Source organism: Nocardia abscessus, from assembly GCF_015477775.1.
Taxonomy (GTDB): domain Bacteria; phylum Actinomycetota; class Actinomycetes; order Mycobacteriales; family Mycobacteriaceae; genus Nocardia; species Nocardia abscessus_A.
The window spans coordinates 1-11,554 of the sequence record NZ_JADLQO010000038.1 but is presented as its reverse complement, the minus strand read 5'-3'; the positions used below and the strand labels follow the sequence as shown (position 1 = coordinate 11,554).

Below are 11,554 nucleotides of genomic sequence, written 5' to 3'. Positions count from 1 at the left end.
CGTCGTTCGACGAGAAGGCCGCTGAGCGGTCGATCTGCCCAGGACGGTATGCCGGTGCCTTCTGATACCCTCTTCACCGAGCTAAGACGGCCAATCAACATCATCGATGCCCACATGAACCGCCAAAGCAGCACGGAGTCATGCTGTTCGGCGCCTTCGCCAACTTAGCCGCCCCCAACGGGAAGACGGCTCCGCTTTCCGGTTCACCATCCATGCGTACGTTCGGGATGGTCGAATCGGAGAGCTGCACATCTTCGTCCAGCCCGCACGGTGAGGCCGTCCCCTGTTCAAGGGAAACCCATTCGTGTTCAGCGTGAGTATCTCTCTCGGTGATGCCGTAGCAGTCGGTGGCCTGTTGCTGGTTTTCGTGCTGGTCTGGGCGGCTGTCTTCTCGTCGGACTCGAACCGGCGCGAGGCGGCACAAAGAGTGCTGGCGATGTTGTGGCGGCACAAGCACATCCCGACCGCGTCGTCTCGGCCGCTCGAGCAGCGCGCGGTCTCGCCTGCCCGGCGACGCACCCGTCATCGCGGCGGCCGGGCGTGAGCAAGGTGTAGGGAGGATGCAGAAGTGGCGGGCCCCGTACGGGGCCCGCCACTTCTGTCAGTCGTCAGAGAACATCCGAGGAAGTTCTCGTCCGGGGTTACTTCCCGCCCGCGCCGTTGTTCGTCGGGTCGATCAGGACGTAGCCGTTGCCGGGCTTCGACGTCGGGGGAAGCCGCTTCCCCTTCACACCGGTGACCTCGGTGTCGGTCTTGCCGCCGCGCGGACCGACTTCGACGTACTGTCCGGAGTTCGGTGCCGGAGTGCCGGGCTTCAACGGCTCTTTTTTGGCAGGCATCAAGCCCACCTCCTTACGGGTTGGCGCCGCGCGAAACGGGTTCGGACGCGGCGGAATAGTCGCTCTAAAAGCGTTGGTCGACCGAGAAGGCCCGGCTGTCGGCCGAGCCTTTCGGTCTCAGCTCCGGACTACCGGGGCTTCGGCGTGATGATGATCTTCCGCACCGGACCGGGCAGCGTGATCGTCTTCTTCTGCCCCGGGCGGATCGTGATGCGCCGAGTCGCCATTGCGTCTACTCCTTCCTGCCAAGTCTTACCGGCGGCCCTTCCCAATCCCTGATGGGACGGCCTGTCTGCGGTACGTTGGCAGGGCACCCTCTCACAAGTGCATTTCCAACGAGCCTCATGCCGGAGCCCCGGGTGGGGCTCGTTGCCGTTAACGGAACGTGCTGGCGATCTAGATACTAGTCCTTGTGCCCGACATGTCCGTGTAGCACAACAGCTTGTGTCGACACGCCGAAGGGACACGCCCGCAACGCCGTTAGGGCAAACAGTCTGCAATCAGTGTGTGGCAGCTGGCGCGCGAATGGTCGCCTTGAGAGGTGCTGCCGCACTCGCTGCGCTCGCTTGCCACTGGGGGCTACAAAGCCGGTGTCGGAAAGGGGTCAGTTTCGGTGTGCTCGGTAGAACTGCTGGTGCCGCGGCGGGGCGTGCTGGCGGATCAGGTAGGCGATCCCGTAGTGCACCGGATCCGCCGATCCGGCGCGGAACTGTCCGGCGTCGAGCATGTCGCGCACGCGCATCAGCACGTCGCGGATCGACCTGGGGGAGGACAACACTCGCTCGACGGCGGCGCGGTGTTCGGCGGCGACGGTGGGGAGTTTCGCCGGCGGATTCCGCGCCGCGTCCGGGTCGGCGGCGGTGTGGAATGCCTGCCACACGTCGAGGATCGTCGGCTTGAGCCTTTGACGCGTGGCGGTGTCGGGTCCGTGGTGGCGCCAGCGGTGAGCGAGGGTGCGCAGCAGCTGCTCGGTGGCGTCGGGATCGTCCAGCAGTCGCGCGATCTGCCGTTCGAGCGAGATCCGTTCCGGCCGCCGCACTTCCCTCTCTCGCACGACTTCGTGGACGCGGATGCCTTGCTCGCTGCCGCGTCGTCGGCAGTCGTCCGAACACCATCGGCGTCGACGCCCGCGGTCGGGTTGCACGATCGTCGACCCGCACCGCGGGCAGTGTTCGCGCGGCTCGTCGATGTCCATATCGACCACGCTACCGACGTTTCGTCGGACGAAACTCGCGCCTGAGATGTCGGTGGAGGGGAAGTATTCCAACCTCGGTCTATTCGGCTGGGTTTGACTGTCTCGGTGGCGGCGAGCCGGTTGGCAGGAGTCGGCGTTAGTCGCGACGAGACCGATCGACTCTGAGTGGCGGGTTTCGTAGTCGCGGACGCAGCGGGCGGTGTTTGTTTGCTGATCCAGGCCAGGGTTCGTTCCAGTGGGTTGAGGAGCGAATCTGCCCGATCCAGGCGCTGAAGGAGTTACGACCGGTGCGATGACTTTTTCACGCCGTGGCGACTCGGGAATCTGCGGTAGCGCTCGGCGATGGCGGATGGGGCGGGTGCGGAGGTTGCACGTGTTCACTTCAGGCACCGCGCTGGTTCACAAGAGCCGTGTCTCGTCTCCGGGAAGGCTGTCGTAGACGGTGTTCGCCCAGCTTCGCTCGGGGATCACGAAAAACGGGCGGGTGAGCAGAATGTCGCCTACTCGCTGGGCGAGCACCGTGAACCCCAGCTCGTCCGAGGCCGCGTCACCGTCTCCGGACATGGTGAGGTCCACGCCATGCTCGGCGGCGTACTCGAACCACTGATCGGTGAGTTCGGACGGTACTCGCCCGACCAATCGGAGACCGTCCATCCAGACCTGAGGTCCACAGCCCGCCTCGACAGCAACACTGGCCAGCATACCTTCGGTGTTGTAGTACACCGTGACGGCCGGCAGGTAGCGACCTCCGGTGGCGGGGCGAAAGTCGGCCCGTTGATCGAGACCAGGGTGTCTCGGCGAGCCGGGGTAGATTTCGCCGTCGAACCCCTGCGCCCGCATCGCGGCGGACGCCTCCTCGTGGCTCATGTCGAAGCGCAGCGGTCCTACGTGCTCGAACGGGGTGTACTCCCACTGCGCGCGATCGGCTTCATCGACGACCAACCACATACAGGCCACTTTCGACTCGATACAGAACTGGTGATACCGGTGGACTCGATTCCGGCACGGACATCGCACGCACCGGGCCGAGCTCGCCACGCGGATCCTTGCATTGCCGCCACACATCCGTGCCTCGCGTTCGTTCCCGGCATCGGTAACCGGGGGCCAGGAAGCAGCCCAGTGGGACTTGCCGGTTCCGCGTTCAGTCCTTAGCGCTGGAACGGCCGGATCCCCTTAACCCTCGGCTTCGGCGGCTGTGATCACCCCGGCTGCCACGGACTGGAGGTGGTTGCGGAAAGTCGTGGCTGTGTGGATCAGGGCCGTAACCGTTCTTGCTGAGGGTCGAAGCAGACCAGGCCGTGCTCATATGCCAAATCCGCGGCCCGGGTAGCTGTTTCGGCCTCATATCCAGGCAGGATGTGCATTTCGAACACGTGACCGTTGGCGTCCCCGGCTCCGCCGCCGGCCCAGCAGCCGAATCCACCGTTGTCGTCGCTGTCGGGCCACCGCCGCAGGACCTCGCTGACGTAACGTGCAATCGCGGGAGTCGGGGGCAGATCCTCGGTCTCCAGATGGCGCTCGGCAAGGTCGACGAATTGTTCGAAGGCCGCCTCGTCGCTGTCCGGCCGCTCACCTTCCCAGATCACCAAGTCGTAGCTCACCGGCCGATCATGCACTGCTTCGAGTTCCGTATTCGCCGGTGGGAAGGGTTGGGCGGAATCGAACACGCCTGAAGCGTGCAGGCGGGCGTAACCATTGGTCGGTGATCGAGGCATACGACTCTCCAGGGGCTGTCGCGAGCGCTTCAGCGGCTGGACGGGTGTCCGTTGGTCGAACCCGCTGTCATCACCACGCAGGTTCGCGATCAGATTCAACGCGTGTCATCGAGCAGTTCCCCCATCCGCGTCACTGCCCTCGAGATCACCGATCTGAGGGGTTACAGCTGTCCGAGCGCCGGGTCACGCCCGATACGGGGCGCCAGGATCGCCGCTGCGGCGCGCACCGCATCCCAGTCGATGCCCACCTGCTGCGCCAACGCCTGAGGCAACCATGTCCGTCGCTGCGCCTGCTCCCCGACCAGGCCTGGAATATCGAGTTCGACCCCTGGAGGAACACCGGTCGCGGCGAGCCGGTCCACCCGCTGCTGCATGGCCTCCAATAGTCGGTGATCGAAATCTGTCACGGCAGCGACGAATTCGTCTGTGCTGACCGATGTCCGGCCCGACAGCGGTGCGGTGAATGCGATCTTCCCGTCAGGGTCAACGGCGAACTGCCAATCCACGATGACCGTGTCCACGGGAGCGAGGGTGCGCCACCACCGCAGCGTGGGCCCGAAGCGCAGATACGAGGTGTCGACGCACCGCTGACCGCAGGCGCTGTAGGCGGCGTCGATCAACGGGATCTCCAGGTCGTCAGTGTCGGCCCATTCCGCAGATCCGGCAGCCACGAAGTCCACCAGATCGTCCGGGACGGGTTCGAGGATGTAGGGCAGCGCCGTGAGCATGTCCTCCCACAGCCGCACCACGTAGTAGTCCGCCCACGGCGGTGCCGCTGGGCTGCCGTCGAGCGGGAACGAGGCGAGGGTCTGCTCGGTGTATCGCAACAACTCGATTCCACCCACATCCAGGCAGAACCAGCCTTCGGTGAGCCCGAACCAGTGCAGGCGCCGCTCCGGCCCCCACGGACCGGCCTGCTCGACCGGCACCAACTCGAACCGCAACCGCATCATGTCTCGATGCAACCGCATCGCCGTACACGCTGTCGACCGCTGTTTCGCCGTGCGTTACGACCCGGACAGGGCAACTGCTGCCAGCGCCGTCTCGCCCTCGGCGGCGACCGATCCGCTCGGGTCCTTCTGGTGTAGGTCGACAGCCCTCGTTCGCGAAATAAGGTTGACGGTCGGCGCGGACTGTCGGATGCAGCCGTCTCAGCACACGCATTCGAACGTCAGCTCACTATGCACCGGAGTCGCGGTCCACATGGCCTCGACGAGTGCCTGCCGCTGCGCCTGGACACGTACTTCGGCCAGCGCTGCTGCTCGCAGCGGGCCGATCGGCTCGAACCTGAACCCCGTATCGGGGGCGTCCAGACCAGACTCGTGGGCAACCAGTTCCGGCTCGTCGTCGAAGACCATCGTCAGCTCGACTTGCCACAGATGCTGCCAGTCGGGATCATCGGCCTCGATCTGCTCGCTGGCGTCGACCGTAGCAAGTTGTCTTGTCAGCGTGAGGCTGAGACGGTTGTTGTCCCAGGAATACCGACCCCATTGAATGATGAATCCATCACCGTCTTCGTTGGCCGGCGCGATCCCGTCGATCTCGGTCTGCGAGAACTCGACGAACGCACGCCATGCCGCCTCGACATCGGTTACCGCAGCCGGGCCGACGCCATGCTTGCCCAGGAACTGCTCAAACGATTCGGTGGCTGCTCGCCATGGGATCGGCATAGCGAACGGTATCAACCTGAGCCGTCGAGTCCGAAGTCGCCTTGGCGACGGTTTGGACGCACGGGGGTTGTGTTCGCGAATTTCGGATAGGCGTGTCGATGGTGTTGGATCGTTGGTCGCGCGAGCGCGCCGTCGGCGCTCGTCTGGTCAGGTGTCTGTGTTGGCCTGAGATTCGTCGGCTTGCATTACTCGGGCCGTCGGATCGGGTGCATCCGGCCGCCGCGGTCGATCGGTGATCAGAAACCCAGCTAGCTCCAAGTCGGAATTTTCAGTCAGCAGAAACGATCCGCCGCGTGCCTCGACTTGCCAACCGAGTTCTAAGCCGCGATTGATGAGCGTCCGAATGTCGCTGGCGTCCGGGTATGCCCCATCGGTGGCTGCCGGGGTCCAACCCACGCTCTTGCTTTTGGAGAGCAGATCGGCGACGAGCGGGCGGCTGTTCTTGCCGTCACCCCACACGCGGACGTTGATGCAGCGGTGGACATCGACGCCGTCACCGTGCACGAACCCGATTTCGGCGCGCCAGACGAAAGTGCGGCCCTCGGCTCGGAGCCTCCGCAGCCGTGTGCGCATGCAATCGAGCGTAACGGTCGACGTGTGGGCCGAGTTCCCGGCATCGGTGAATTGTCCGGCGCCTGCGCAGGTAGGCCATGCCTGGCCGAGCGGGGAACACCGAATAGAACGATCTTCTGCCGCGTTACCGCACAGCCGCAACTCCATCGTGCCGGATCGCGGTGTATTGGCCCCAGTCTCGGGCGGAGAGTGCTGCCCATCGGACGGCGGTTTGTGGGGCGAGTCCGAGTAGGTCGGCGAGGACGGGAACGGGCATCACGGCGGCGAGCTGGAACATGGCTGCCTTGCGGGCGTGGGAGGGGTGGATGCCGCGGGCGACCAGCCGCGACCGCATGCTCTCGGTGGTGAGGTGCTTGCCGGGAACCCCGCCGGGGAACAGCCATTGGTCGGGCCGACTGACGTAGGAGGCCCATCCGGGGCGGGTGAGGTGGTCACGGACGAGCTGGTCCAGGGGGGCGGGTAGCTCGATGGGTTCGGTGTCGAACGTGACGGTCACAGCGTCGGGGTGGGTGGTGATCTGGTGTGCGCGCATGCGGCAGATGCGGGAGACCGGCTGGGCGAACAGCAGCATGAACAGGCCGCCGATGCGGGCGTAGAGGTGGATCGTGTCGTCGTGGAGCAGGGTTTCGACGTGGCGCCACCGCTGCTCGTCGGACAGTACGACCTCCGGCAGCGACGTCGGGGGCTTCGGTATCTCCAGGCCAGACGTCACGCCGGTCCTGTCGGCCCATTCGATGAACGGCGCGAGCATGCCGGCATGGCCGCGATGCTCGACCAGGTAGCTGTCCAGCTCCGCCTGGGTGAGGTGAGGCAGTGCGATTTCTCGGTCGTCGAGCCAGGTGAGGAACCTGATCGCGGACAGGACCGCTGCCCGGCCGCTCAGAGCGGCGGAGCGGGTGACTCGGTCGCCGAGTAGGTGTAGTCGGCGCAGAACGTGCCATCGGGCGAAGCGGTGGACCAGGTCTGCGCGAGGCTTGGGTTGCGCGGCGAGGAGGTCACCCAGCCACGACGGAATCCGCGCGACCAGCGGCTGATAGGGCGGCAGAACACCCGTCGCGGCGAGGAGGTCGCGGATGTAGTTCACGTTCCGGTCGCAGGGCAGATCATCGAAAGCGGCGTGACTGATAGCCATTTCGCCGCGCGCCATCAGACGCAGAATATCCGGGCGTGAGGAGCGTCGCGTCAACCAATACAGCGTGGTCTGGGCCCGGGGCCCGGTGAGCAGTGTGTCGTAGACAGGCCGCAGGAGGGGGTGGACTTGGCCGGTGTCATCCGACAGCAGGTCGGTGAGGCGGTGACGCAGGGTGCAGGTGGCGCAGCAGGCGCCGAAGACGTTGTCCTCGCGGCCGCAGTCGCGGCAGGCGAACGAGGAGGTGTTGCCGGTGCAGGCTGTGCAGGCTGGCCGACGTTGCTCGTCGTAGAAGGCCAGGACTTTCTGTTCACCACATCCCGGGCAGACCTGCACCGCCCGCCGTCGTCGCATCCAGCACGCTTCGCAGATCCGCTGTTCGAGGAACACGCGCGTGTGTTTCGCCGACCGCCCGCACTGCGGGCAGACCCTCGGCGGCACGGGCCGCCGCCCCATCAGGGCTGCGGCCGGCGCACAGTTGCCCGAATCGGCCGCAAGGCACCGATTTCCAAGCCCTCCTCGGCGGCGCCGTCGGTGCCGGTGGCGACGACTTCGTCGTACTCGACGGCGGGTTCGAGCAGATCGTTGGGTTCGCAGTCGAGGATGTCGCACAACGCTGCCAGCAGATCGGTGTTGATCCGCTGCGGCGCTGTCGTGACCAGGCGGTGCACGTACTGGCGGCTCAGATTCACCCCGCGGTCGGCCAGCAGCGGGACCAGTTCACTGGTCTGGAACATGCCGCGGGTGGCCATGATCTGACGAAGATGCCAGCGCATGACGAGGCGTCGACCAGTCACCAGTCCTCCTTTACTGTGCCGTTTTCCGGCGCGTAGACCCTGCTCAGCGCCGAACGTAGCGTCTTGTTCTTGAAGTCGCTGCTCACCGAGGCATAGATCGCGGTCGTGGACGCGAAATGGTGGCCCACCTGCTCCTGCACGAACCGCTCCGGATACCCGAACTCGATCAGGTGCGTCACGTAGGAATGGCGCAGACAGTGCAGTGTCAGATCGGACTCGAGGCCGGCCTCGCCGCGGATCCGGGCGAACCGTCTCTCCAGGAAGTGGGCATCAACCCGGGTCAGGCGTTCGGTCAGCCACAACGCCGGATGATCCCCGGCCGCGAAGATCGGCCGCGCGTGCTCGACCCACTGCCGCATCCCGGCCACCACCCAATCGAACTCCGGCACCGTCAGCACGGTCCGCCGACGCGGGACACCACCACGGGTGGACTTGCCGTAGCGCACATGCACCGACCCGTAGGTGCCCCACTCGGGCACGTGCGGATTCGGCCGCAGATCCACCACATCCAACCGGCACAACTCGTTGCGGCGCAGCCCATAGGCATACGCGGTTTTGACCATCTGGGCATCGCGCAATGCGGCCAGCGCCCCCTTGCGTCCTGACCCGGCGATCCGTTCGACCCGGTCATCGAGGAAGTCGAATAACTGCTGCAGCTCGGTGTAGGACAACGGTCGTCGGCCTGGCCGGCCTTCATAGTCGGTCAGATGGACCACGGTGTTCCACTCGTGGCAAACCTGAACCGGCACCTGCCCGAACCGGTCTCGGCACTGGCGAACCCACTCATAGCGAGCATCGGTCAAGTAGTCACAGAACATCCGCAACGTCAGGTGATAGCCGCGGATCGTGGACACCGCCAACCGTCCACCCGTCTCCGAGGTCAACGACACCGTGAAGTCCTCCACGTCTCCCGCCGTCCACGCCCACGGGTAGGAACCGGTGAACTCGACGAACCGCCGCACCAACTTGATGCGCGGATCGATCGTCGACCGCGACAGCATCCGCGCAGACTGTTGCTTCCTCCAGCCAGCCAGCATGCCGTCGAACACCGCTGCGGGCTCATCGAGGTGCCGCACACCCTCGACCAGAACCAGCCCCGCAGCACCAGGAATTTTGTCCAACAACACTCCCCGACCGTCAACGGAAAAGCGACAATGTCGCCTCAAGGTAGCCGGGTTCGCGACGAAGTCAAGGACCACCAGGTCACCGGAATCGTGTCGCAAATACGATCAGCGATAGTCCACCAGCACACCCTCCGGACGGTCACCTTTTAGTCGATAGTCCCGGTTATCGACGGAGGTGCAGGAGGTGTGACCCGGATCCGAGGTAATTTCGCCGGACGAAACTCCCCGGTTGAGCACTGATGGTGGAAGAGGTGTGGCCCGGATCGGCGGCGTCGGCGGGATCAGCGGTGCCGGTAGGTCGGTGCGCGGGGTGGAAGTGGCGCAGACGCGCAGGTCAGCCAACCCTTCTGGAAGTGATGTCGGTGGAGCAATACTTTTGAGACCGGGACTATTCGAGGTCTGTCGCGTGGGCTGCGGTGATGTCGTGGTGCTGTTTCAGTTCCGGTGTCTGGGTGGGTCGGTCGCCGCGGTCAGCTGGCTGCGGTGGTTGTGGACCCAGTGATGGGCGGCGCGGATGGCCTCGACGATTCCGGTGTCGCGTAGTGCGGTCATGGCGGGTTCGCCGGCGGCGGCGCGGGACTCGATTCCGCGCCAGCAGCGCTGCTGCCACCAGAGAATGGTGTCGATGACTGCGTGATGATCGTTGAGGCCATAGGTGGTGCAGATCAGTTGTAGTTGGCTTGCTGCCTGGGCGACGTTGTCGATGCTGGTTCCGAGGTTCAGATACTGCCAACACAGGTGCGCGAGGTCGTGGATGCGGGCGCCTGGTGCTGCGAGGTCCCAGTCGATGAACGCGACTGGCCGAGCTGTCGGGGCGCTGGAGTTGTAAACGGTGTTCTTCGGTGACAAGTCGTTGTGGCAGACCACTTCCTGGTCGCGGGCCAACGGCGTTCCCGCGGTCAAGTCGTGGAACTGGCGCAGCAGCTTCGCCACCGCGACCAGGTTCTCTGGCTCGGTCACGGGTGGCTGTCCGCCGGTATGGGGAACGTGTCCGTCGAGGTAGGTGAGCATTTCTCGCCCGAGTGCGTCGATGCCGAGGAAGCGGGGTGCGCCCGGCCATCTGCGGTCCTCGAGATGGCGTAGTAGCTGGTGGACGAACTCTGCGCGTGGGCCGGGCTGACGGTGAACGGTGTCACCGACTCGGACGGCCCGGCTGATGAACCCTCCTTCCAGGGGAATCTCGGTCATCAGACCAGTGTGTACCGAAGTAGGGGTGTCGACGCGGTCGGAGTGCGGCGGCGGGAGCCTGCTCTCACGGCCGTTGTTCGCCGCGAGCCTGGTGGGAGGTATGGCGCATGGCGGTGTATTGGGCCCAGTTGCGGGAGGAAAGGATGGCCCAGCGGGTGGCGGTGATGGGGGAGAGTCCGAGTAGTTCGGCGAGGACGGGGGTGGGCATGTCGGCGGCGAGGTGGAACATGGCGGCGTGGCGGGCGTGTTTGGGGTGGATGCCGTGGGAGACCAGTTCGGCGCGGATGTTCTCGGTGACCAGGTGCTTTCCGGGTAACCGGCCCGGGAACAGCCAGATTCCTTGGTTGGCGAAAGAGGCGGGACCGCCGTGGGTGAGGTGGTCGCGTAGGAGTTGGTCGAGTGGTTCGGGCATTTCGATGGGGACGCTGTCGAAGGTGGTGGTGACGGTGCCGTCGGGTTGGAGGGCGACTTGGTCGTAGCGCATGCGGCAGATGCGTGAAAGTGGTTGGGCGAACAGCAGCATGAACAGTCCGGCGATGCGGGTGTATCGGCGGATCGTGTTGTCGTGCAGCAGGGTCTCGACGTAGTGCCAGCGTTGATCGTCGGAGAGCTGAACTTGCAGGTCGGGCCGTTGCTGTGGCGGGAGCCGGAGGTCGTGAGTGATGCCGGTGTGGTTGGTCCAGTCGATGAATCGGACCAGGACGACGCCGCGGCCCGGATGGCTGGCAAGGTAGGCGTCGAGATGGTCTTGGGTCGCGTCGATGAGGGCAATGCCGTGTTCGTCGAGCCAGATCAGTAGCCGGATCGCTGTGAGCACGGTGGCTCGGGCGTTCTGGACGGCGCCGCGAGTGACTTTGTCCTGTGCTTCGAGAAGTCGCAGCCGACGCAACAGGTGCCATCGGGCGAAGCGGTGGATGAGGTCGGCGTGGTGTTTGGGCAGCAGTTCGAGGACCTCGACCAGCCAGTGCGTGGTTCGCGCGATGAGCGGCTGGTAGGGCTCGAGGACACCGGTGGCTGTGAGCAGATCACGAACGTAGTTGACCGGTCGAGTGCTGGGCAGATCGTCGAATGTGGTGTGAGAGATGGGAAGCTCACCGAGAGCCATCGCGCGCAGGATTTCTGGGCTGCTGGAGCGTTTGCGGATCCATTGCAGCGTGGAACGCGGGTCCTTGCCGGCCATCCACGCGTCGAAGACGGGCTGCAGGCGCGGATGGATGTGGCCGGAGGCGTCGGCGAGCAGCGCGGTAGCTCGGTCCTGCAGCGTGCAGACCGAGCAGAGGTGGCCGTAGGGCCTGTCTTCGCGGCCGCATCGCGGGCAGGCGTA

At 65.2% G+C, this 11,554-nt stretch carries 13 protein-coding genes; 1 reads left to right on the top strand and 12 read right to left on the bottom strand.

All coding sequences use genetic code 11. The annotated features are described in order from the left end of the window. Window positions 1-313: 313 nt before the first annotated feature. The gene (locus IU450_RS38925) at window positions 314-544 is read left to right on the top strand and encodes a hypothetical protein (RefSeq protein WP_195154723.1); all 231 of its coding nucleotides are present in this window, start codon (window positions 314-316) and stop codon (window positions 542-544) included. Between the two features lie 97 nt (window positions 545-641). On the opposite strand, the gene IU450_RS38920 is transcribed toward IU450_RS38925, so the two are convergent. From IU450_RS38920 to IU450_RS38865, 12 genes are all read right to left on the bottom strand, one after another. After that, a complete protein-coding gene (locus IU450_RS38920) occupies window positions 642-839 on the bottom strand; it encodes a YjzC family protein (protein ID WP_195154722.1) in 198 nt (65 codons plus the stop codon). Window positions 840-1,443: 604 nt separating this feature from the next. Further along, entirely contained in the window at window positions 1,444-1,893 is a 450-nt protein-coding gene (locus tag IU450_RS38915) for a hypothetical protein (protein WP_228835742.1), read from the bottom strand. Window positions 1,894-2,433: 540 nt separating this feature from the next. Further along, a complete protein-coding gene (locus tag IU450_RS40490; protein WP_228835741.1) occupies window positions 2,434-2,982 on the bottom strand; it encodes a hypothetical protein in 549 nt (182 codons plus the stop codon). Window positions 2,983-3,287: 305 nt separating this feature from the next. Then, complete coding sequence (locus IU450_RS38905; RefSeq protein ID WP_195154720.1) at window positions 3,288-3,848, bottom strand: hypothetical protein; 561 nt, start codon at window positions 3,846-3,848, stop codon at window positions 3,288-3,290. Window positions 3,849-3,910: 62 nt separating this feature from the next. After that, window positions 3,911-4,720 (bottom strand): DUF5984 family protein, encoded by an 810-nt coding sequence (locus IU450_RS38900; protein ID WP_195154719.1) that lies wholly within the window; start codon window positions 4,718-4,720, stop codon window positions 3,911-3,913. 180 nt (window positions 4,721-4,900) lie between these two features. Beyond that, on the bottom strand, window positions 4,901-5,419 hold the full coding sequence (locus IU450_RS38895) for a hypothetical protein (RefSeq protein ID WP_195154718.1): 519 nt from the start codon (window positions 5,417-5,419) through the stop codon (window positions 4,901-4,903). A gap of 147 nt (window positions 5,420-5,566) precedes the next feature. Continuing rightward, window positions 5,567-5,992 carry a hypothetical protein gene (locus IU450_RS38890; protein ID WP_195154717.1) on the bottom strand — a complete coding sequence of 142 codons (426 nt, stop codon included), beginning with the start codon at window positions 5,990-5,992 and terminating at the stop codon, window positions 5,567-5,569. 124 nt (window positions 5,993-6,116) lie between these two features. Next, window positions 6,117-7,475 carry a hypothetical protein gene (locus IU450_RS38885; protein WP_195154716.1) on the bottom strand — a complete coding sequence of 453 codons (1,359 nt, stop codon included), beginning with the start codon at window positions 7,473-7,475 and terminating at the stop codon, window positions 6,117-6,119. Window positions 7,476-7,576: 101 nt separating this feature from the next. Beyond that, window positions 7,577-7,897, bottom strand: coding sequence for a helix-turn-helix domain-containing protein (locus IU450_RS38880; RefSeq protein WP_195154725.1), 321 nt, complete (start codon window positions 7,895-7,897; stop codon window positions 7,577-7,579). Between the two features lie 17 nt (window positions 7,898-7,914). Further along, complete coding sequence (locus IU450_RS38875) at window positions 7,915-9,117, bottom strand: tyrosine-type recombinase/integrase (RefSeq protein WP_324197980.1); 1,203 nt, start codon at window positions 9,115-9,117, stop codon at window positions 7,915-7,917. A 360-nt stretch (window positions 9,118-9,477) separates the two neighbouring features. Further along, a complete protein-coding gene (locus IU450_RS38870) occupies window positions 9,478-10,230 on the bottom strand; it encodes a phosphotransferase (RefSeq protein ID WP_195154715.1) in 753 nt (250 codons plus the stop codon). A gap of 64 nt (window positions 10,231-10,294) precedes the next feature. Beyond that, window positions 10,295-11,554 (bottom strand): hypothetical protein (locus IU450_RS38865; protein WP_195154714.1); only part of this gene is annotated, 1,260 nt, incomplete at its 5' end.

Excerpts from the sequence above, each read along its gene's own strand:
- IU450_RS38920 (WP_195154722.1), bottom strand. The coding sequence starts at position 839 with ATGCCTGCCAAAAAAGAGCCGTTGAAGCCCGGCACTCCGGCACCGAAC.
- IU450_RS40490 (WP_228835741.1), bottom strand. The coding sequence starts at position 2,982 with ATGTGGTTGGTCGTCGATGAAGCCGATCGCGCGCAGTGGGAGTACACC.
- IU450_RS38900 (WP_195154719.1), bottom strand. The coding sequence starts at position 4,720 with ATGCGGTTGCATCGAGACATGATGCGGTTGCGGTTCGAGTTGGTGCCG.
- IU450_RS38895 (WP_195154718.1), bottom strand. The coding sequence starts at position 5,419 with ATGCCGATCCCATGGCGAGCAGCCACCGAATCGTTTGAGCAGTTCCTG.
- IU450_RS38890 (WP_195154717.1), bottom strand. The coding sequence starts at position 5,992 with ATGCGCACACGGCTGCGGAGGCTCCGAGCCGAGGGCCGCACTTTCGTC.
- IU450_RS38885 (WP_195154716.1), bottom strand. The coding sequence starts at position 7,475 with ATGCGACGACGGCGGGCGGTGCAGGTCTGCCCGGGATGTGGTGAACAG.
- IU450_RS38880 (WP_195154725.1), bottom strand. The coding sequence starts at position 7,897 with ATGCGCTGGCATCTTCGTCAGATCATGGCCACCCGCGGCATGTTCCAG.
- IU450_RS38870 (WP_195154715.1), bottom strand. The coding sequence starts at position 10,230 with ATGACCGAGATTCCCCTGGAAGGAGGGTTCATCAGCCGGGCCGTCCGA.